At 26.3% G+C, this 21,945-nt stretch carries 16 protein-coding genes, 1 other RNA gene and 1 pseudogene; 4 read left to right on the forward strand and 14 right to left on the reverse strand.

All coding sequences use genetic code 11. The annotated features are described in order from the left end of the window. The 6 genes from rplD to AVBRAN12647_RS03515 form a co-directional block, all read right to left on the reverse strand. Nucleotides 1-227 (reverse strand): 50S ribosomal protein L4 (gene rplD / locus AVBRAN12647_RS03490; RefSeq protein WP_336614711.1); only part of this gene is annotated, 227 nt, incomplete at its 3' end. Beyond that, nucleotides 224-799 carry a 50S ribosomal protein L3 gene (gene rplC / locus AVBRAN12647_RS03495; protein WP_214116105.1) on the reverse strand — a complete coding sequence of 192 codons (576 nt, stop codon included), beginning with the start codon at nt 797-799 and terminating at the stop codon, nt 224-226. The genes rplD and rplC, both read right to left, overlap by 4 nt. Before the next feature lie 9 nt (nt 800-808). Next, nucleotides 809-1,120 carry a 30S ribosomal protein S10 gene (rpsJ, locus tag AVBRAN12647_RS03500; protein WP_214116107.1) on the reverse strand — a complete coding sequence of 104 codons (312 nt, stop codon included), beginning with the start codon at nt 1,118-1,120 and terminating at the stop codon, nt 809-811. A gap of 500 nt (nt 1,121-1,620) precedes the next feature. After that, complete coding sequence (locus AVBRAN12647_RS03505) at nt 1,621-2,397, reverse strand: RsiV family protein (RefSeq protein WP_336614712.1); 777 nt, start codon at nt 2,395-2,397, stop codon at nt 1,621-1,623. 98 nt (nt 2,398-2,495) lie between these two features. Then, nucleotides 2,496-4,049, reverse strand: a complete 1,554-nt coding sequence (locus AVBRAN12647_RS03510; protein ID WP_442862252.1) for a glycosyltransferase family 2 protein — start codon at nt 4,047-4,049, stop codon at nt 2,496-2,498. After that, complete coding sequence (locus AVBRAN12647_RS03515) at nt 4,046-6,421, reverse strand: ribonucleoside-diphosphate reductase subunit alpha (protein WP_336614713.1); 2,376 nt, start codon at nt 6,419-6,421, stop codon at nt 4,046-4,048. The genes AVBRAN12647_RS03510 and AVBRAN12647_RS03515 overlap by 4 nt, the downstream gene beginning before the upstream one ends. 137 nt (nt 6,422-6,558) lie before the next feature. Here AVBRAN12647_RS03515 and AVBRAN12647_RS03520 point away from each other — a divergent pair, with 137 nt between their 5' ends. The 3 genes from AVBRAN12647_RS03520 (at nt 6,559) to AVBRAN12647_RS03530 (ending at nt 9,441) form a co-directional block, all read left to right on the forward strand. Further along, nucleotides 6,559-7,440, forward strand: a complete 882-nt coding sequence (locus tag AVBRAN12647_RS03520) for an RluA family pseudouridine synthase (protein ID WP_214120570.1) — start codon at nt 6,559-6,561, stop codon at nt 7,438-7,440. 278 nt (nt 7,441-7,718) lie between these two features. Continuing rightward, the gene (locus AVBRAN12647_RS03525; RefSeq protein WP_214116145.1) at nt 7,719-8,306 is read left to right on the forward strand and encodes a hypothetical protein; all 588 of its coding nucleotides are present in this window, start codon (nt 7,719-7,721) and stop codon (nt 8,304-8,306) included. Between the two features lie 109 nt (nt 8,307-8,415). Beyond that, nucleotides 8,416-9,441, forward strand: coding sequence for a GGDEF domain-containing protein (locus AVBRAN12647_RS03530; RefSeq protein WP_214120610.1), 1,026 nt, complete (start codon nt 8,416-8,418; stop codon nt 9,439-9,441). A gap of 151 nt (nt 9,442-9,592) precedes the next feature. On the opposite strand, the gene AVBRAN12647_RS03535 is transcribed toward AVBRAN12647_RS03530, so the two are convergent. The 4 genes from AVBRAN12647_RS03535 to AVBRAN12647_RS03550 all read right to left on the reverse strand — a co-directional run bounded on the left by AVBRAN12647_RS03535 (nt 9,593) and on the right by AVBRAN12647_RS03550 (nt 16,556). After that, complete coding sequence (locus tag AVBRAN12647_RS03535) at nt 9,593-12,835, reverse strand: autotransporter outer membrane beta-barrel domain-containing protein (protein WP_336614715.1); 3,243 nt, start codon at nt 12,833-12,835, stop codon at nt 9,593-9,595. Nucleotides 12,836-12,910: 75 nt separating this feature from the next. Further along, complete coding sequence (gene recJ, locus AVBRAN12647_RS03540) at nt 12,911-14,488, reverse strand: single-stranded-DNA-specific exonuclease RecJ (RefSeq protein ID WP_336614716.1); 1,578 nt, start codon at nt 14,486-14,488, stop codon at nt 12,911-12,913. Then, a complete protein-coding gene (locus tag AVBRAN12647_RS03545) occupies nt 14,476-16,077 on the reverse strand; it encodes a CTP synthase (RefSeq protein WP_214116158.1) in 1,602 nt (533 codons plus the stop codon). The genes recJ and AVBRAN12647_RS03545 overlap by 13 nt, the downstream gene beginning before the upstream one ends. Before the next feature lie 47 nt (nt 16,078-16,124). Then, nucleotides 16,125-16,556, reverse strand: a complete 432-nt coding sequence (locus AVBRAN12647_RS03550; RefSeq protein ID WP_214116160.1) for a hypothetical protein — start codon at nt 16,554-16,556, stop codon at nt 16,125-16,127. Between the two features lie 43 nt (nt 16,557-16,599). Here AVBRAN12647_RS03550 and ffs point away from each other — a divergent pair. Continuing rightward, nucleotides 16,600-16,697, forward strand: an RNA gene (gene ffs / locus AVBRAN12647_RS09700) — signal recognition particle sRNA small type. On the opposite strand, the pseudogene AVBRAN12647_RS03555 reads toward ffs, so the two are convergent. From AVBRAN12647_RS03555 to gyrB, 4 genes and pseudogenes are all read right to left on the reverse strand, one after another. After that, a pseudogene (locus AVBRAN12647_RS03555) lies at nt 16,698-17,888 on the reverse strand (HD domain-containing protein); the annotation flags it as partial. After that, nucleotides 17,888-18,310, reverse strand: a complete 423-nt coding sequence (queF, locus tag AVBRAN12647_RS03560; protein ID WP_214119961.1) for a preQ(1) synthase — start codon at nt 18,308-18,310, stop codon at nt 17,888-17,890. The gene queF and the pseudogene AVBRAN12647_RS03555, both read right to left, overlap by 1 nt. Next, nucleotides 18,307-19,635 carry an EAL domain-containing protein gene (locus AVBRAN12647_RS03565; protein ID WP_239803231.1) on the reverse strand — a complete coding sequence of 443 codons (1,329 nt, stop codon included), beginning with the start codon at nt 19,633-19,635 and terminating at the stop codon, nt 18,307-18,309. The genes queF and AVBRAN12647_RS03565 overlap by 4 nt, the downstream gene beginning before the upstream one ends. Next, complete coding sequence (gene gyrB, locus AVBRAN12647_RS03570; protein WP_214116169.1) at nt 19,632-21,944, reverse strand: DNA topoisomerase (ATP-hydrolyzing) subunit B; 2,313 nt, start codon at nt 21,942-21,944, stop codon at nt 19,632-19,634. Before gyrB ends, AVBRAN12647_RS03565 begins: the two co-directional genes overlap by 4 nt. Nucleotide 21,945 lies beyond the last annotated feature (1 nt).

The raw sequence follows: 21,945 nt of genomic DNA on the forward strand, positions 1-21,945 counted from the left end.
CTAGTTGAACCTGCACGAGCACCGCCACGACCTTTTTGTCTCCATGGTTTTTTACCACCACCGCTAACATCGCTTCTACCTTTAGTATGAGCTGTATTTGCTCTCATGCTAGCTTGATATGATTTTACATATAAATAAAGGTTATGAGGATTTACTTCAGCGTATCTTGCTGGTAAATCAAGCTCGCTAGCTTTTTCAAATTTATCGTTTAATACGCATACTTTCATTTTACAATCCTTACTTTACCCATTGCACCATTATAACCTGCAACGCTACCTTTTAATACTAAAACACCATTTTCAGCGTCAAATGAAACAACTTCATTTTTAACAGTAACTAATTCATTACCAAAATGACCCGCCATTTTGCGTCCTTTTTGAACACGACCTGGCCACTCGCGGTTACCTATAGAACCTGAGCGTCTGTGAAAACGGCTACCATGACTTGCTGGACCACCTGCAAATCCGTGTCTTTTAATAACACCTGCAAAACCTCTACCTTTTGAATTAAAGCTTACTTTTAAAACTTTTGCTTCAGCTAAAGGTGTAGTGTCAATGTCACCTGCTTCTTTATTTGCTACTTCTAAACTAGCAAATTTGTTAAACTCTGCACTTAGGCTGTATTTTTTTTGCTGACCTGCTATGCACTTGTTTTGATGTTTACCTTGTGCGTAAGCAACGATAGCTTTACCATCTTTAAGTTCGCAAACTTTTGTTTTTACTAACTTAAGTAATGTTACAGGAGTGCTAGATGTGTTAATTGTTCTACTCATTCCGATTTTTTCAACAATATATTCCATACTCTATCCTTACTTGCCCATTGCACGAACTTCAACATTAACTTCTGGTGCCAAATCAAGCTTTGTTAAGCTATCAACGGTGTCAGTAGTAGCAGCCAAAATATCAATCATACGAGCGTGAATTCTCATTTCAAATTGTTCTCTTGAATCTTTATTGATGTGCGGAGATCTTAAAACGGTATAACGCTTTATTTTTGTAGGCATTGGCACTGGACCTCTAATTTCAGCACCAGTTCTCTTAACGGCTTCAACAATTGCCGCAACTGTACGATCTAGAACCCTATGGTCATAAGCTTTTAACTTTAACCTAATTCTTTCCATAATTTTTCCTTTTAAAAGAACTCGTTGGCATTTAAGCCAACCCATTAAAGAACATGTGATAAGTATCACAAAAACTAAAATAGGTTCGCAAGTGTATTTAATATAAGTTTATTTGTCAAGAAAAAATAAATTTTTTCATATTTTTTGTCTTTTTTAAAAAGATAAAAATAAAAATTATAAACTATAAAATACTAAATTTATTTTAAAATATACTAATATAAATTTTTACTCATTATGATAAGATATATACAAAAATATATCTAAAAAAGCAAAAATTAGAAAATTATTAATAATACTTAGTATGAAACAAAATCACTAATAAAATTAATAATCAATAAAATAGTATTTTGTATAAAATCTATTTGTTGATATAAGCAAAAAGTATTAAATCTCAAAAAATTAATAAAAATTTTATAAAACTTGCTCATAATTAATATTGTTGAATAATAATTTTTTCCGAATTTTTATTGTAAACTCGGAAAAAATTAAATCATAAATTTTTACAATACTTTATTATCTTGTAATAGTTTTTTAAATTCTTCTTTTAAAAATGGTTCTATTTCTTTATATGTTAAACGAACTTTTATATATCCACTAGCGTATGAAAATAATTCATAAGGACTATATGAAAATACTATTCCTAAATTATCAAAATAAAAATTATTTAATTCTAAAGGACTAAAAAATTTATTATCTTTTTCTGGATGTTTAGTTGTATTTTGAAAATCTCTTATTTTTTTAGTGATTTTTTCTTTTAACTTATCTGTATCTTTAAAAGCTTCGTTTGATGAAATAATTTTACCTGTTTTATCTAAAATTGCATATTTTTTAAAATGTAAAGGATGGGCACCTTTATTGTCTTCTACTAAACTAAAACTTATACTCGTTAAATCATTCTTAGCAAATATTACATCTTCTAATATTTCTAAAGTTCCAAAATGAGTTAAGCTTTGAGCAAAAAATTCATTTAAATTAAGTTCTTCTTTATTATTTCCAGATAAATATCTAATCTTAAAATTACCATCACTTGTGCCGATACTAATACTATCATATTTAACCCCAATTGATTTTGAAGCCTCATAATCTATATTATTTGTTATCGTATCGTTACATGCAAAACATACATTATCTTGCATTATATTCATACCACTAACAAACTCAACTTTATCTTTATGGTCGTTAATTGTAAAATATGCGGTTTTATCTTTATCTATCATTAAAAACCCAGCAGAATTTAAACTAAGTGCCAAAATACTTGAAATTAATACTTTTTTCATTTTATACTCCTTAAATAAAAATAGTATTTTATCTTAAGTTAATAACACTTAAAAATTTTAATTAATTTTGTTTCACGTGGAACATATTTTATAATAATCTAAATTTGTTCTAACCCGTTTTCACAATAACTTTTATCATTTAATAAAGTATTTAAATAAATTTTATGGTTCTGTTCTAAATTTCTTTCATTTTCTTTATGATATATATGATATGCTATTGCTTGATGTTTTAGTCTTTTTAATTTATAGCCCTTATTTAAGAACCTTATTACAAATTCACTATCTTCTCTTCCCCAACCTTCAAAATCATTATTAAATCCATTAATTGAAATAGCATCTTCTTTGTAAAAACCCATATTGCAACCACGAATACCTTTTATGTATATTTTTTTATCATTCGGTGTTTTTTGTGCTATTGATTTTAATTTTTTACAAATACTTTTATCAATTTTTGAGAAGTACTTAATTATTTTTGATAGAACATTAATTTTGTTTGCTTTAAATGTTCTTATATTTAATTCTATATTATCTTCTCTAATATCTTTTGAAATATTTTCCTTTAAACAAATTCTACTACCTTGTAAAAATACCCCTTTTTCAGCATTATTTTTATAATTTTTTATAAAATCATTATCTACAAGCATATCTGAATCAATAATAACCAAAAAATCTCCACTTGATATTTTTATAGCATTATTACGAGATCTTGCTAATCTAAATCCTAAATCTTCTTGATACGCATGTTTTAATATAACAGGATATTTACTAAACTTTTCAATTATATCCCAGTTATCTCCACCATCATCAGCTATAATTATTTCATCTGGTAATGTAGTCATTTTAAAGACATATTCAAGGCATCTTGTTAGTGCTACTTTATCGTTGTAAGTTGTGATTATTAAAGAACAAGTTGGAATTTTTGCATCTTTTAATTTTGCATATTTAAAAAAAGAACCTAAAGCATTGCATAAACTTATTATAAATCCATTAAAACCATCTTTTATTCCTAATTTTAAAAAATAGAATTTAAAAAATGTAAAAAATCCGTGGCTTATAGCTTTAAAAGTGCTAGTTTTTTTATTTTTATTATTTTGTGCATAAATTTCTGTATATCTTTGTAATTTTGTTATTAAATCATAAATTGAATTGAAAGCAAAATGGTGAAGATGGATATTGGTTTTTATTAATTGTGAATTATTTTTAATGATAATATTTTCATGAACATTAGCGTCATCATAATTAGTATGAGTTTTATTAAAAATCCTAACTATATAATCAGGATAAAACCCACAAGTTTTTATCCATTCATTTTTATAATAATTTTTTCTATTTATTGCATAGATTTTTGTAATATCGCTAAAATCAAGATTTTTTAAAAGCTCTAAACTATTAAAATCTATTACTTCATCAGCATCAATACAAAAGACCCAGTCATTACTAGCTAAATTTACAGCAAATTGTTTTAATTTGCCAAATCCTATAAAAGGTGAGCTAAAAACTTTTACATTTTTAAATTCTTTTGCAATACTAACGCTGTTATCAGTGCTTTCATTATCTACTAACACAATTTCATCAAATTCTGCTAAAGCATTTAAACAACGCTTTAAATTTTTTTCTTCATTTTTAGCGATAATGCAAACACTTATTTTCATTGACAACCTTCGCATTCAATGCTTCTATCAACAGGTTTATTATCTAGATGTTCGCTTGCTGGACTTTCACTTCTTAGATAATAACAAGATTTAAGTCCTAGTGAGTGAGCTAATGTATAAATACTATTTAAATACCCACCACTTGCTTTGTCAAGACTAACAAATATATTTAAGCTTTGTCCTTGGTCTATCCATTTTTGGCGAATTGCAGCAGCACGAACTAAATCTCTTTGGTCAAGCTCATAAGCTGTAACATAATATTGCCAGGTATCAAGACTTAGATTTGGTACAACATTAGGTATCATTCCACTTAAGTTTTGTTCAAACCATTTTCTTTTATACACAGGTTCAATTGTTTGAGTAGTTCCAACTAAAATTGATATGCTAGAAGTTGGAGCTATTGCCATTAAATAGCCATTTCTTATACCTTGTTTGCTAACTTTCTTTCTTAAATCATTCCAATCACAATTTGATTGATTAAATAAATTATCTCCTAGTGTTAGCATTTTTGCATTATCGTTAGCAACATCAATAGGGAAAATTCCCTTACTCCAATTACTTCCTTCATATTCAGGATATACACCTTTTTCAACTGCTAAATCACTACTTGCACTTATAGCTTCATAAGATATATTTTCCATAATTTTATCAATTAATTCAAAGTGGTCGTTAGTCCCAAACATTATTCCCTTTTCTGCTAACATTTGTGCTTCACCCATAACACCTAAACCTATTGCACGAGATTTAAGGTTAGTGTTTTTTACTTTTGCGTGTGGATAAAAATTAAGTTCTATTACATTATCAAGCATTCTAATTGCTATTGGAACTACTCTTTTAATATCTTCTATACTATTAATTTTACTTAAATTTATACTAGCTAGATTACAAACTGCGGTTCTTCCTTCATCATATTCTTTTTCTACTATATAAACTTTTTTACCATTTAAAGTATCAAGGCTACTTAATTTTTTTGCAGTTTTTACTTGTGAATTATCAAGAGTTAAAATATCATTTTCTTCATAAATCTTTATACTACCATCTTCAAAAGTAGCTTTTATTTTATAATGATTTGGGTCTGTATTTTGAAAAATTTCTGTGCATAAATTAGAACTTCTAATAAGACCTGAATGAGAATTTGGATTAGCTTTATTAGCATTATCTTTAAAGCATAAAAACGGCATTCCACTTTCAAAATAATTTGTTAAAATCTTTTTCCAAAGCTCTTTTGCATCCATTACTTCTTTTACTATATTTTCATCTTTTTCAAGTCTTTCATACTCTAATTCAAATTCTTTTCCGTATAAATCACAAAGTTGTGGAGTATCAAATGGGTCGAATAAAGTCCATTTTCCATTTTCAGCAATTCTTTTCATAAATAAATCATTTATCCATAAAGCAGGAAATAATTCGTGAGCTCTTCTTCTTTCTTCTCCGCTATTTTTTCTAAGGTCAATAAAATCGCAAACATCCATATGCCAAGGCTCAATATAAACAGATATTGCACCTTTTCTTGTGCCTAATTGATCAACCGCTACAGCAATGTCATTTGTGATTTTTAAAAATGGAATAATTCCACCAGCTGCATTTTTATGTCCGTCTATACTACCACCCATAGCACGAACCTTACTCCAATCCCAGCCTATTCCACCGCCAAATTTAGATAATAAAGCCATTTCTTTATAAGAATCAAAAATACCTTCTATATTATCAGGGGTTGAGCCGATATAACACGAGCTTAATTGGTGTCTTGTTGTTCTTGCGTTACTTAAAGTTGGAGTTGCACACATAACTTCAAACTTGCTTATTAAATCATAGAATTTCTTAGCCCATTCTTGCCTATTTAATTCGTTTTGAGCTAAAAACATAGCTATTGCCATAAACATATGTTGTGGTAATTCAATAGGATTACCTTTGCTATCTTTAATTAAATATCTATCATAAAGGGTTTTAATACCTAAGTAAGTAAATTGTAAATCTCTTTCAGGTTTGATATAAGAATTTAAATCATCTAAGTCATATTTTTCTTTAAGACCTAAAAATAATCTTCCTGCTTTTTCTCCACGCTCAAAATATTCTCTTAAATGCACATATTCTTTTTGTGGATTAACTTTGTGATATAAATCATATAAAAATAATCTCGCAGCTACAAAAGTCCAATTAGGTCTATCTATATCTATTTTATCAACTGCTGTTTTTATTAAAGTGTTTTGTATTTCTTCAGAAGTTATCATATCTCTAAATTGTATTTTAGCATCAACTTCTAGCTCACTTTGGCTTACATTATCAAGCCCTTCGGTTGCTAAAGTTGTATATTTTTTAATCTTAGATATGTCTAATTCTTCTACTCTACCTGTTCTTTTTACTACCTTCATGATTGATTATTTTTCCTTTGTGAATTTTAAAAAAGAATGTATTATAATAAGTAGATATATAATAAAGGTTAAAAAGAGTGGGATATTTATATAAAAAATTTTTTACTACAGAAAATAAAAAAGCTTATCAATTAGTTATGCAAAATTTAAACTACGATTTAAAAAAAGCACAAAGATTTTGTGATAAAAATCGTGTTATTATTTTTAAAAATAATGTTAGTAAAAAGCTAGAAAATACTTTAAATATAGAAGAAATAAATTTAACTGATATTGAAATATGTAAAAAGAATTCTATTATTTGTGGAGAATATTATTTACTAATTTATGAATGCGTTAGTAATAATTTAAAACCAATTTTTGAAAATGAATATTTTGCAATTTTTAATAAACCAAGTGGAGTTTTATCACATCCTAATGGAAGAAATTGTGAGTATTCTTTAAATGATGAAATTTGGCAAAAATATGGAGAAAATGCAAGTGTAGCTCATAGGCTTGACGCTGCTACAAGTGGTCTTATAATGGTAGCTAAAACAAAAACTGCCAATAAAGAATTAAAAGAACTTTTTGCAAAACAAAAAATACACAAAGAATATTTAGCATTAGTATGTGGTAATATTAAAAATGATTTTTGTGTTAGTGCAAGACTTAAAAATGATGATGATTTAAAAAATAAAATGCAAGTTTGTGTAGATGGCAAGATTTCACAATCTGAATTTATAGTTATCAAAAATTATCCTAAATATACACTTTTAAAAGCAATTCCACTAACAGGAAGACAACATCAATTAAGAGTGCATTTGCATTATGTAGGAAATAAAATCGCAGGGGATAATTTGTATGGACTTACTAACAAACAAGCAAGAGATATTTTAGATAAGAAAATATCAAATATAAAAGAACTTTGTGGCGCAAGTAGGCTTTGTCTTCATTCTGCAAGATTAAAATTTACTTATAAAAATCAAGATTATGATTTTTATAATGATGATATAGAAAATGAATTTTTAGGAGCAATTAAATGAATGGATTAGATATATTTCAATATTTATTTATGGGTGTTGTTTGCATTGGTGGAATTATTGGAATGATTTTTATCATAATCAATGAAAAGAAAAAATAATGTTTCACGTGAAACTTTTTATCATTAGATTATTTTAATGTTTCACGTGGAACATTAAACTTATAATAAAATTAAAATTATTTACATACAAAATAAATTCATTAAACAAAAATTTTATTCTAAAACTTTGTTATAAATATAAATATAAAATATTTTATAAATTTTATTGAAGGAGAAAATATGAAAAAGATATTAATTTCTTTATTTTGTATAGGTGCATTAAATGCTAGTTCAATCAGTGAAATTGAAAAATTAAAACAAGAAAATGAAATTCTAAAACAAAGAATTGATGCTTTAGAAAATAAATTCTATGACCCGTTTGATGATTTTTTTAAAAGTTTTGATGCAATCAATAAACAACATATAAAAGCTTTAAATGAAATCAAAAAATCAATGGAAGATGATTTTAAAAACTACAAATCAAATTCTAATTACTCAAGTTATTTTCAAATCAACAATATCATATCTTATATGAAACAAACTTCACAAAATATAGATAATAAAACCAATTCAAAAATAGAAATAAAAACATATAACGAAAACACAAAAAAGGAATATTTATTAAAAGATATTATAAAAGATTTTGATACTTTTAAGGTGTATTTTAATTCAAAAAATCTTGATAAAAATATAGAATTAGACAAATTCTACATTAGTAGTAATGGCTTTGTATTCTTATCAAAGGATTTTAAAAATCAAATTATTATTAATTTTGAAGATATGAAAATTTATTTAAAAGATGAATTTTTAAAAGAACTTTCTTTATAAATTCACAAACCCTATTTTATAAATAGGGTTAAACTTTAAAAATATATTAAAATATAAATTTAATTACCGATATATTAGTATAATCAGTAACTAAATATAAAGGTAAATTATGAAGCAATCACTTCTATTAGAATTAATCTATCCACTTCCTGCGGCAACACTTGGTTTTGAACTTTTAGTATTTTTAGGTTCAATATATTTTAAAAAACTAAATATCACTTTTATAACATTGTTATTTTTAGCTAGTAGGATATTATTTATTTTTATGGATTTTCAACAAGCCCACGCATATATTTCACTATTTTCACCGATTGTATTTGCAATATTATTAACGCTTAAAAAAGATTATCTTTCTACAAAAAGATTAATTCCTGCTTATTTAGTAGTATTGTTTTATATCTTAATTGGTATATTTATTAAAGATTACCAATTCATATCATATTTGCATAATTTAAACTTTATAAATCTTACTTATGTTTATTCAGATTTTTCTTTTTGCTTATTTTTAGTTTTAATGATTTATGTTGTAATTCTTAGAAAAATTAAAAATTTTGAATGTTTCTTGCAAGGTGCATATATTGCAGCCTATTTTCAATTTATATTCTACAATAGCCTTCAATTTTATAATTTAAGTTATTTTGAATTAGGCTCATTTATATTCTTAGCTGCTATTGGTTATCAAGGATATAAACTAGCGTTTTATGATTCACTAACTAATGTTTATAACAGAAGAGCTTATGACACTACTGAAGTAAAAAATAAAGATGTAATTGCTGTAGTTGATATAGATTTTTTTAAAAAGATTAATGATACTTACGGGCATGATGTAGGAGATATTATTTTAAGAAGTCTTGCAAGTATTTTGAAACAATATTCAAAAGCTTATCGTTATGGGGGAGAAGAATTTGTTTTAATTTTTAAAGAATATGATTTTTATAAATGTGTTAGCTTACTTGAAAACCTTAGAAACGAAGTGCAAAATCATACTTTTAAAGCTAAAAATCACGAAATAAAACTAACTATTAGTATAGGTGTTAGTTTGGTTACAAACTCTAAATTTGGAGCGTTTGAAACTGCTGATAATAGACTTTATAAAGCTAAACAAACAGGAAGAAATAAAACTATATTTGAATAACCAAAGTCATATTAAATTCTTTAATAAATTTATTATTTATACTAAGTTTGTGAGTATATTTATTTTTATAAAATTACTTAAAAGATAATAATATTTGAAAACCTTATTTTAAATCCTATAAATTAGAATTTAAAATAAGAAAATTCAATGTTTAAAACTCAAATCTAATACTTGCATTAATATTATAATCAATATTTAAATTCCCACTAAAAGTCTTTTCAGCTTCTATATTTAATCCTAATTTTTTACTAATATTTTTATTAAGTCCTATACTTGCAAAACCTCTTTTATCTTTCTTCGCTCCACTAAAAGCAAAAGAACTAATCCCATCACTAACTAAAAAATCAGGATTATTAGTTAAATCAAATATTCCACCAATTCCAGCTCTTAATGTTGTATTATTAATATCTACTCCAGTATAAACTGCTGCTTTTGATACCATTAAAACTTTTGAAGAAGATGTAATATTGACATTTGATACTTGAGATAAATTGCCAAATTGAATTACTTTTTCACCTTTAATATCAGTCTTTGGGATATAATTTGCAATCAATTCTACGCTAGGCTCTAAATAAAATTCATCACCAAATCTATAACCTAATTCAGCACTTGCTATTATACCTGTTCCTTTACTAGTAGAATTGCCTAAAAATGTATCGTTTTTAAACTCGCTTTTATAATGATTTGTTTTAAGAGTAGCATCTAAGAAAAATCCATTATTATAAACATTACTAACATACACTCCAAAACCATAATTATTAATTTTTGAATTAGTAGTATTATCAGTAGTTGTTTTACCGATATTTAGCATAATTCCTGCATAAGTATCAAAATCATTATTATTTATAATTTTGTCAGCACCTAATTGTATTTCATTGGCTTTTATAGAAGTATTTTTGATACTACCTTTATTTATATATCCACGAATCCAAATTCCTGCATTGTTATTAGTAAAACTTCTTAATTCTCCTAAACGCTTATTAAGATTATTATATTCAAACACTTGAGAAAAATAAAATTGCGAAGTCATTAATTTAGCTGATTCTAAAGCTTTTTCATTTTTACCTGTTACCATTAATTTTATAGCTTCTTTTTGTTCTTCTAATGCTATTTCAAATTTTTCTTCATCAGTCTTAGGCTCACTTGGTTTAATAGGATTTGCAGGTTTTAAATCTATCCAAGGAATGCTTGGTTTGATTTCAGGTTTTGCTTCTTCGTTAGGATTAGGTTTAATATTTTCATTAGGATTTATAGGAGTTTCTGGTGTAACTTCTGGCTTAATATCAGGTTTTATTTCTGGCTCACTTGGTTTAGTATCTTCAATATTTGGTGGGGTTGTTGGTTTAATAGGATTTGCAGGTTTTAAATCTATCCAAGGAATGCTTTTATTATCAAAATCTTTTATCATTGTGCCTTTATTTTCTAGACTTTTATCTGTATTTTGATTAATTAACTCTTTTGCTTCGTTACTTGCTAATAAATTATCATTAAAATCTACTAAATCTTTTATTTTATCACTATTAGTCACTATTTCATTTATTTTATTTATATCTAATTTAGAATTATTTTTATAAGTTAAATCATTAAAACTTTGCTTATTATCCTTAGCTAAAACATATACTTGATAATCTCCTACCTTTTCACTCTTTAAATAAGAATTCGCTAAAGCATATTCGCTAATTCCTGAATAGAATTTAAGATTTGTAGCAAAATCATTATTAGCACCCTTTAAAATAGCTAAAGGTAAATTAACACTTAAATTATTTGCTACTAAATTCCCTTTAGTATCTTTGCTAACTACTCCAATAATTCCAAAATTATTATTAGCCCCACTTGTGCTAATTTTAGAAATTATTGCTCCATTATAAGTAGTATTTGTGCCACCTAAGAAGAATGTAGAATTATTTGCAATTAGTTCATTTGTACTAAATGCTCCTAAACTTGTAGAATTATTTAAGCTTATTTTATTTGCTGATATTTTATTTCCTGCTAAATCTTTAAAACTACCTACTAAAGAACTCCTAGTTAAATCAATATTAATAGAATTATTACTTTTAATATCAAAATTAAGAGCTGAATTTGTAGCCTTTAAAACACCCCCCCCCATTAATTCTAAATATCCTTTAGTATTTATATCTTTACCTGCTTTTGTATTAGTTAAATTAAAATTTTTAGCACTATATTTAGCATCACTTATAGATGGTAATTTAAATCCTTCTAAAGTGCTTTTATTTAAAATTATTTCATCAGCACTAAAACCACCTTTAAAAATTGAATTAGTATCATCAATTTTGCTTACATATTCACTTTTTACAATTTTATTAAATACTGAATTAGAGCTTTTTATTTCTCCTGAATAATTATTTAAAGCCCCATCTAAATAAACATTATCTAAGCTTATTTTAGAATTGATAGTAGGTTTTAGAGTTTTTATAAGTCTAATATCATCAGAATTTACAATATCGCCTTTAATATAACTATTTGTAATTATAAATGTTCCAGTAGAAGTTGAACTTTTATTTAAATCAAGACCACCACCAATATAAGCTTTGTCAATATTTGCATTTTTTCCGAGATTTGTTTTAGTGCTTGAATTGATAATAGTATCAAAAGTATTATTTGTAGCATTCATAGTATTGCTTGATTTTGCAATGAAATTTGAATTATTTTTATAAATACCCTTAATAGTAAAATCCCCATCAGTATTTATATACCCTGTTATATTAGAGCCTTTATTATTTTTAGTATCATCTATTACAATAGTGCTTGATTGATTAGCCATAATAGCTGTTGATTTTATATCATTATCTCCTGCTTTTATGATTGAACCACTTATATTTAAATAGGTTTTATCAGTTCCAAAACTACGAGCATTAATAGCTTGATAACTTCTACCACGCTGATAACCTCCTTCTACTAAAGAATTATTTAAATTTAATGTCCCCTTATCTATTAAAATAGCAGAAGCAAATTGAAAATCTGTTCTATCAGCATTACCAGCATAAACACTAGAATTAATTAGAGTAACTATTCCATTATTTTTTATTTTAATAGCTTCTATATTATTACTAAATACACTATTGCCTTGAGAAATAAAAATAGAACCATTATCTGTAAAATTACCGCCAGATACTAATATTAAATAATCTTTATTATCAATTTGTGTATTTTTATAATCAAATATTAGATTTTTATTTTCTATACTATTTGTAGTTAATGTGCCATTAATTACAAAAGTTGAATAAATACTATCATCTATTTTATTGGCTTTAATACTAGATATTCCTGTTTGTTTTATGTCTATATTTTTTGTTAAGTCACCAACAATATTTGTAGCATCATATGAATATAAAATAGTTGTAAGAACTATACTTAATTTAAAAATATTTTTCATTAAAAAACCTTTATTTTTTACATAAATTTGTATTACATAAATTAATATTAAATAAAATTAAGTTATTTTAAAATATTAAATATAAATATTAGAAATATTTAGCTGAATTGTAGGGCTAGGTTTGAAATAATTTTTTTGCAAACTATAATGAATATTGACACATTCATTTTCAAATGGGATAAAATCACAATTAAAACAAATCGCTTCAAAAGTTAAATTATTTTGAGTAAAAGTGCATTTTAAGTGCTTTTCGTTTAATAAAACTAGATTTTTAATAATTACGCCTTTACTTATAAAAAATGGCTTTTCATTACCTTGCCCAAAAGGCTCAAAATCACTTAAAATATCTAATAATTCCATATCAATTTCGCTAAATTCTAACTCGCCTAAAGTATTAGTAGTATCGCAAAAATCAATATCATTATAATTAAATTCTAAATTATTTAGCCTTGTTTTAAATTCTTTTAAATGTTCAACCTTTAAAGCAAGTCCAGCAGCTCCTTTATGTCCGCCGTAATTAGTCAAAATATCGCTAACATTTGATAAAAGCTCTAAAATATCAAGCTCTGCTACGCTTCTAGCACTTCCTTTTGCTAAGTCATCTTCAATATTAAAAACAAAACTAGGTTTATTAAATTGTTTAGCTAAACGACCTGCAACTATGCCTAAAATACCCTTATGCCAATTCTTAGAATAAGCTATGATTACTTTATCATTTTCGTTTGCAAATTCTATGCTTTCTAAAAAACTTTGCTTTTCTTGTTCTTTTCTATCTTGGTTTAATTTTTCTATTATTTCTAATAAATTCTTAGCTTCATTAAGGCTTTTTGCTCTTAAAAATTTATAAGAAATACTAGCATCATCCATTCTTCCACTAGCATTTAATAATGGTGCTATTAAAAATGGAATACTCTCATAATCAAAGAATTTCTTTTTATATTTTTCTTTTAAAACTACAAAAGCAGGACGATTTAATTTATTTAACTCTTTTAAGCCATAGCGAACTAATATATGATTTAAATCATTTAAATTCATCATATCAGCAACAATTGCAATACACAATAAATCTAAAAAACTAGCCATATTGTATTCTATATCTAATTCTTTTTTAATAGCCCCACATAGCCACCAAGCTACTTGCGCCCCGCAAATCTCACAATTAATATGCTTAGAAAACTCACAATCATCTCTTTTTGGATTAATTACAGCATAAGCATTTGGTAAAGTATCTCCTGGGGTGTGATGATCGCTTATTATTAAATCTATACCTAATTCTTTACATTTATTTGCAGCTTCATAAGCTACTATTCCATTATCAACCGTGATTATTAAACTAGCGTCTAAATTACTCACTATATCTTCGCTAATTCCGTATCCATCGCTAAAACGATTTGGAATTTTAACAATTATTTCTACACCTAAATTAGCAAAAAATTCACTCATAATAGTAGAAGATACTATGCCATCTACATCATAATCTCCTACTACTGCTATTTTTTCTTTATTTTTTATTGCCTTAGCTATTCTAATTGCTGCTTTATTCATATCCTTAAAGGTATGAGGTTTTGGAATAGTGCTAAGGCTTTTATGAAAATCGTTTTTAAATCTATCTTCTAAAACCTGCTTAATTTTAGTTTTATTTAGTGTAAGCATTGTCTAATAAAGCCTAAGATGACAGGATTTGCTTTAGTTAGCCTTGAAGTAAATTCAGGATGATATTGAACGGCTACGAAGAAATCATTATTTGTATTTTCAATAGCTTCAATAAGTCCATTTGATTCTCCACTAATAATAAGTCCATTTTGCTCGTATAAATCACGATATTTTGAGTTAGCTTCATAGCGATGGCGATGTCTTTCATAAGCTACTTTAGAATTATATAACTTACTTAAAAGTGTGCCTTCTTTTATATTGCAAACATATTCGCCAAGTCTTAAAGTCCCACCTAATGGAGTTTTTATTGTTCTGATTTCTTTTGAACCTGATTGATTAATAAATTCATCAATTAAATAAACAATAGGATTTTTAGTATTCTCATCAAATTCAGTTGAGTTAGCATCATCAAGTTTTATAACATTTCTAGCAAATTCAATTAAACTAAGCTGCATTCCAAGACAAATTCCTAAAAATGGGATATTATTTTCACGAGCGTATTTAATAGCCTTGATTTTACCTTCAACACCACGCTGTCCAAATCCACCAGCTACAAGTATTCCATCATTTCCAGCTAAATCATTTTCATCTTTTAATTCTTCGCTATCTATCCAATTAATCTCTACTTTTGTATCAAGATTTGCACCTGCGTGAATTAGTGCTTCTGTTAAAGATTTATAACTTTCTTTTAAATCTATATATTTTCCTACGAAAGCAATTTTAACTTTTTTGCTTGGATTAATTATTTTTTCTGTTAATGCTTCATACTCTTTTAAATTAGGAGTTTTTAGCTTTAGATTTAAATGTTTTGCAATAGGTAAAAGTATATTTTGCTCTAAAAATTTAAGTGGAATTTGATATATGCTTTTTGCATCAATACTTTCTATTACACAATCAATTTCTACACCGCAACTCTTTGCAATTTTTTCTTTTATTTCATCGCCTAGTGGAATTTCACTACGAGCTATTATCATATCAGGACTAATACCTATTCTTCTTAATTCTCCAACTGAATGTTGGGTTGGTTTAGTTTTTAATTCTCCTGCTACTTTTATAAAAGGAACAAGAGTTAAATGTGCGTAAAATACATTATTTTTTCCGTATTTAAGTCCTAAAGAACGAATTGCTTCAAGGAATGGTAAGCCTTCAATATCTCCAACCGTTCCACCAATTTCTACTACTAAAACATCTTGATTTAAAGCTGCTGCTTCCATTCTACTAGCAATTTCGCCTACAATGTGTGGAATTACTTGAATAGTTTTACCTAGATATTCTCCACGGCGTTCTTTTTCAATTACGCTTTGATATACTTTTCCTGTAGTAAAGTTATTAAGATGAGTTAAATCTTCATCTAAAAATCTTTCATAATGTCCTAAATCAAGGTCAGTTTCTGCACCATCTTTTGTAACAAAAACTTCTCCATGCTCAAGTGGGCTCATAGTTCCTGGGTCAATATTTATATAAGGGTCAGCCTTTAAAATACTTACCTTTAATCCACTTTGTTTTAATAAACTTGCAATGCTAGCTGCTGCAATTCCTTTACCAAGTGAGCTTAAAACTCCACCTGTTACAAATATAAATTTAGCCATACTTTTTCCTATCAGTTTTTTTTATTGTATATAATTTTAATAACCAATCAAATAACTTCGTTTTTTAAAAATTCTAAAACCCTAATTTGTGCGAAATCTTCAATTTCTTCTTCGCCTTCTTTAATTGATTTTTTCAATACTAATCTATCAAGTTGAACGAAATTAATTTTTCGCTTTAGTTTTGGATTTTGTTTAGTTAATTTTTTAATTCCTTTAAGTATATTATCAACTCCCATTGTATCTTGTTTAATATATTTTATATATTGATAAATGGTCGCTAAAAATATTCTTCTTTTGATTTCTTTTTTATAGATTTCTTTTGAGAGTTGTTCTATTTTTCGCTTTAAATCTTGTCTTTCATCTTTAACAACTCCTGCAATACAAGAAATTAATTTAGCTCTTAAATCAAAAGAATTATTAACTCCTATAAAAGTAATTCTTAAATTCGCTAAAAAAATATAAATTAAATCTAATTTCATTTACCCTCTATTAAGTCATTTTATCTTAAAATGCGTTTTCTCAAGTCAAGCCTTGTGCAATGTTTGTAAAAAGCAGAGCTTCAGGATGGGAACATAGCAGAGCACTTTTTATGAGTGTGTGCCGCAAGTCTCTTGGCTTGGGTTTGTAAAAAACTCTTCAAATTCTTTTAACATTTCATAAAAATTTACTTCACCAATTTTAGGATTTTCTTTAAAATCATTTAAAATCTTTAAATAACCATTTTTTAAATCCTTAGATTTAACGCCGTAATAATTAGAAATGATTGCTTCTAAAAAAGCTCCAGTTTTATCACAAGCTTTAAGCATTTTTCCATCAATTGTATTAAAACAATCTTCATTATAATCGTTAGGATTTTGAATAATTTTTACATTTTCTTTATTTATTCTATTTTTAAATTCATCTTTTTTAATCTTACCATCTTCATTATAAATTCCTAAAAGATAAGCAAATTCAGCTCTTATATTATTAGGCACAAAAGGTAAAATCTTTTCATCAATTAATTTAAGCTCATAATCACTTATTATCTCACTAAGTCCATCAATTCCGTATTTAACAGGGGTAATAATATCTCTTGTAAGACTTTCTGGTAAATCGTGAAAAATCGCACAAAAGAAGTTGCTAATAAATCTAGTATCACAAGCTTTTATTTTAAGACAATAAAAATAGCTTAAAACAGCTACTACTAACATATGTCCTAAAACACTTGTTTCAGGAATTCTAGGAGTTTGAGCCCAACGCTTTTGAAATCTTAAACGACCACTTAAATCAATTACCTTAGCTAATTTTTGATTTAATGATATTTTTTGAACTGCTAAAATTTCTAAATAATCTTCTAATTCTTCATCTAACTTAGCTTTAATTTCTTCATAATTACTAACATTTGGATATATGAATGAAAACTCATATCTAGTTGATAAATACCCTGCTGCTTTTAAAATAAATTTTTCTTTTTCGTGAGTTTTATCATTATAATAATCATTAAAAATTTTTAAAAAATCATCGTTTTTATTGATTAAACTAAATTGTTTTTGTATCCATTCATCTAATTCTTTTTGTTTTGTTTTTTTGATTTCATTTAATACATCAGGACGAATATCAGTAACTATTACACGAGAAATAAACTCAACAACAATAGCATCAAGTAAAAATCTCATATCAATGTCTTTTTCACTTTTTGCTAAAAAATAAGCAATAATAGCCTTATGAGCTTGTTTATCAAGTTCAACTAAATTACAAATTCTAGGAAAATCATTCCATCTTGAAATTGAAGCAGCCTTAAAAATATGTAAAACAAGCTCTGGGCTAATCATTATTTATCCTTTTTATCTTTTTTCTTTTCTTTTTTAATTTCCGTATCAGAGCAGCACTCAATCACCGTATGAACATTACCACGAGGATTAAAATCTCCAACTAATTTAATATATTTTGGTTTTAAACGCTTTTTAAGAGTATTATAAATCTTATTTATACTATCTTCGTGGCTTATGTTTTTGTTATAAAATGAATTAACATAAAGTTTAATTGCTTTAAGTTCAACTACCCATTTATTAGGTATATATTCTAAATATAATGTTGCAAAATCAGGATAACCACTTCTTGGGCAAAGACAAGCAAATTCAGGTAGGGTTATTTTAATAACATAATCATTTTTTTGCTTATTTTCCCAACGCTCTAATTTTTTACCTTTAATTTTTTTTATTTCTTTTTGTCCGTATTTTAATTTTTCTTTCATTTCATCTCCTTAAGATTTTTGTCCTTATAAAATAAAAAGCCTTGATAATAATCAAATTTAATATCTTTTGTTAAATCAAGTAGATTTTTATTATCAATAAATCTCATAATAGTTTTGATATTTAGGCTTTTACATAAATTAAATAAATTTTCATAAATTATAAAATATTTTTCATTTTTTACATTTTTATTAAACTCAATATCAAAAATACCAAATTCAAATTCTAATCGTTTTAAATATTCTAAAGAACTAGGCGAACCTATACGATTTAGGGCAAAATTGATATTAATTTCTCTATATTCTTTTATTATTTCTTCAAATCTTGGCATATCATAATAAACATCATTTTCAAAAAATTCAAAAATAATTTTCCCATTTGTATTAGGGTGCTTAATAAAATATTCTCCTAAATAAAATAAGAAATTTAAATTCCTTAAAAAATCAGGAGATATTTTAATAATAATCCTATTATCAAAATGATATTCTTTCGCTAAAAGTTCTAAAAGATTTTTATAATAATTAAATTCTAAATTATTTTTAATAATTATTTCTTCTAATTTTGCTTGAGATATTTTCTCTGGATAATCTGAATTAATCCTATAATTTAAATAATATATTTCTTCTTCGCCTTCTAGCCTTTGAATTTTTAAGAAAAAATCACTCTTATTTATAGAGCTTACAACACTATTAGTAATGATATTTTCAGTAGCTACATCTACATCATCTTTTAATCTATTTTGTGCTTCTAAATAAAGTTTATTAAAATTAATACTTGATTTTATAATAGAATAATAGCACTTAAAATCAACTCCATCTATTCTTTCTCTTTTAATTTCTAAAAATATTTTTTTAATTTCGTGTTGCAAGGTTTTATGCTTTGAACTACTTAAAATCATAAAATCAGCAGTAGTAATCCTACCTATTATTAGATTTTCATCCCACGCATAGAATTTATCAATTAATTTTTTCAATAATCTATCACTTTTATTAAACCCTAGCATTAATTTAATTTCGTTTATATTAGAAATTGTAAAAAACACTATAAAATCATCATTATTTAGATATTTTGTAAATTCACTTTGTAATAAAGTCCCAGTTTTTTCATCAATTACATTATGCTTTACTGATTTATAAATTACAAAAACAAAATAATAAAAATACAAAAATATAAAACATAAAATTACTAATATATCTAATGGTTTAAAAACTATTTCGTTAAATTCTTGCAAATATACAAAAGCAAAAACTAATAACAATAAAGGCATAATGAGCTTAATAGCTGCATCTTGCCTATTTTTTCTTTCAATTTTTTTACTAATTGTCATATATCTAAGTGTTTTACATCTTTAGCGTGTGCTTGAATATATTCACGGCGAGGCTCAACTTCATCTCCCATAAATAAATTAAACACTCCACTAGCCCTATCAAAATCATCAACACTAATTTGAATTAAACGGCGATTTTCAGGGTCCATTGTAGTTTCCCATAATTGTTCTGGGTTCATCTCACCAAGACCTTTATAACGCTGAATATAAGTTCCTTTTTTAGCATTTTTTTCAACTTCATCAAGAACTTCTAAGAAATCTTTATCATTAAAAATATTTCTTTCTTCAATTTTTTTATAAATATAAGAAGCTTCTTCAAAATATGGACTATAAAATAAATCATTATTTACAACTATTTCTTCTAAACCATTTTGAGTTTGAACATAGATTTTAATCTCATCTTCACTAAGATAATGATTTAATATATTAAATCCTTTTGCTTCTAAAAATTCTTTTGATACTTTAAAAATCTCTTGCATATTAAGAGCTAAAATATCAGGATTTTCAACATAATGTCTAATTAATTCAATCACATTAAAGCGTTTTTTAAGCTCATTTAAAATACTTCTATAAGCTGCTACAACTTTTAAGAAGTCTTTTAAATCATTTGTCCCAATTCCACTAAATTCTAAATTCTCAACTCCAGTTTCAATCAAATAATCATTTAAAGCTTTTTCATCTTTTAAATATATTTCTTTTCTTTGACCTTTTTTATAACGATATAATGGTGGTTGAGCTAAATATACATGTCCATTTCTAATTAATTCTTGCATAAATCTAAAGAAAAATGTAAGAATTAGAGTTTGAATATGAGAACCATCAACATCAGCATCTGTCATAATGATAATTTTATGGTATCTTAATTTTTCTATATCAAAATCATCACCTATTCCACAACCAAATGCCGTAATCATATTTTTAATTTCATCAGATTTTAAGATTTTATCAAGGTGTGATTTTTCAACATTTAAGATTTTTCCTTTTAAAGGTAAAATCGCTTGAAATTCCCTATTTCTTCCTTGTTTAGCAGAACCACCCGCACTATCACCCTCTACTAAATATATTTCTCTAATTTCAGGGTCTTTTGAAGAACAATCAGCTAATTTTCCAGGTAAAGTCCCTACACTTATGCTTTCTTTTTTACGAGTTAATTCTCTTGCTTTTTTTGCTGCTTCACGACCTCTTGCAGCCATTAAAGCTTTATTCATAATAGCACGAGCATCGTTTGGATTTTCTTCAAAGAATTTAGTTAAAGCATCGTTTGTAATTTTATTTACTATACCACGAACATAAGAACTACCTAATTTACCTTTAGTTTGTCCTTCAAATTGTGGTTCAGGAACTTTTACACTAACTATTGCAATAAGTCCTTCTTTAGTATCTTCGCCTGTTATTTTTATATCTTTTTCTCTAGCAGCTGCATTTGCTTCAATATAACTTGTAATTACTTTTGTAAGCCCCATTCTAAAGCCTGCTTCGTGAGTTCCACCATCTGCAGTTTTAATGTTATTTACGAATGAAAATAAAGTCTCACTATAAGTATCATTATACATTAGTGCAATATCTACAACTACATCTTCTGCTTCATCATTAAATGCAATTACATTTGTAACAGCTTCTTTTTTATTTAAATCAGTTACAAATTGAGAAATACCACCATCATAATGATAAGTTTCGCTTTTACCATTTCTTTGGTCTTTAAAATTAATAGTAATTTGTGGATTTAGATATGCTAATTCACGAAATCTCTTAGCTAAAGTATCATAATCAAATTCAACTACTTCAAATATCTCAGGGTCAGGGAAAAACTCTATGCTAGTTCCTGTGCGATTAGTTGTTTTAATTATTTCTAGCTCACTTGTTGGAATACCTTTAGAAAATTCTTGTCTATGAGTATTTCCATCTCTTTTAACGGTTGCAATTAATTTAGATGAAAGTGCATTTACAACCGATACACCAACGCCGTGTAAACCACCACTAACCTTATAAGTATCTTTATCAAATTTTCCACCAGCGTGAAGAACGGTTAAAACAACGGTTAGAGTTGAGATATTTTCAGTTGGGTGAATTCCAACAGGAATTCCACGACCATTATCAGTAACTATACAAGAACCTTCTTTGGTAATTTCAATATCAATAGTATTACAAAAGCCAGCCATAGCTTCATCAATAGAGTTATCAACTACTTCATAAACCATATGATGAAGACCATTAAAGTTAGTATCGCCAATATACATTCCAGGGCGTTTTCTAACTGCTTCTAGTCCTTTTAATACTTTAATTTTACTTTCTGCATAATTTTCTTGCATT

Origin of the sequence: Campylobacter sp. RM12647 (genome assembly GCF_020138135.1) — a bacterium.
In the GTDB taxonomy this organism is placed as follows: Bacteria; Campylobacterota; Campylobacteria; order Campylobacterales; family Campylobacteraceae; genus Campylobacter_E.

Bases quoted from the DNA above. Each gene is read 5' to 3' on its own strand.
- gyrB (WP_214116169.1), bottom strand. From the start codon at position 21,944: ATGCAAGAAAATTATGCAGAAAGTAAAATTAAAGTATTAAAAGGACTA.
- AVBRAN12647_RS03510 (WP_442862252.1), bottom strand. From the start codon at position 4,049: ATGAAAATAAGTGTTTGCATTATCGCTAAAAATGAAGAAAAAAATTTA.
- recJ (WP_336614716.1), bottom strand. From the start codon at position 14,488: ATGCTTACACTAAATAAAACTAAAATTAAGCAGGTTTTAGAAGATAGA.
- rplC (WP_214116105.1), bottom strand. From the start codon at position 799: ATGGAATATATTGTTGAAAAAATCGGAATGAGTAGAACAATTAACACA.
- AVBRAN12647_RS03505 (WP_336614712.1), bottom strand. From the start codon at position 2,397: ATGAAAAAAGTATTAATTTCAAGTATTTTGGCACTTAGTTTAAATTCT.
- AVBRAN12647_RS03545 (WP_214116158.1), bottom strand. From the start codon at position 16,077: ATGGCTAAATTTATATTTGTAACAGGTGGAGTTTTAAGCTCACTTGGT.
- AVBRAN12647_RS03525 (WP_214116145.1), top strand. From the start codon at position 7,719: ATGAAAAAGATATTAATTTCTTTATTTTGTATAGGTGCATTAAATGCT.
- AVBRAN12647_RS03550 (WP_214116160.1), bottom strand. From the start codon at position 16,556: ATGAAATTAGATTTAATTTATATTTTTTTAGCGAATTTAAGAATTACT.
- queF (WP_214119961.1), bottom strand. From the start codon at position 18,310: ATGAAAGAAAAATTAAAATACGGACAAAAAGAAATAAAAAAAATTAAA.
- AVBRAN12647_RS03515 (WP_336614713.1), bottom strand. From the start codon at position 6,421: ATGAAGGTAGTAAAAAGAACAGGTAGAGTAGAAGAATTAGACATATCT.
- AVBRAN12647_RS03520 (WP_214120570.1), top strand. From the start codon at position 6,559: ATGCAAAATTTAAACTACGATTTAAAAAAAGCACAAAGATTTTGTGAT.
- rpsJ (WP_214116107.1), bottom strand. From the start codon at position 1,120: ATGGAAAGAATTAGGTTAAAGTTAAAAGCTTATGACCATAGGGTTCTA.
- AVBRAN12647_RS03535 (WP_336614715.1), bottom strand. From the start codon at position 12,835: ATGAAAAATATTTTTAAATTAAGTATAGTTCTTACAACTATTTTATAT.
- AVBRAN12647_RS03565 (WP_239803231.1), bottom strand. From the start codon at position 19,635: ATGACAATTAGTAAAAAAATTGAAAGAAAAAATAGGCAAGATGCAGCT.
- AVBRAN12647_RS03530 (WP_214120610.1), top strand. From the start codon at position 8,416: ATGAAGCAATCACTTCTATTAGAATTAATCTATCCACTTCCTGCGGCA.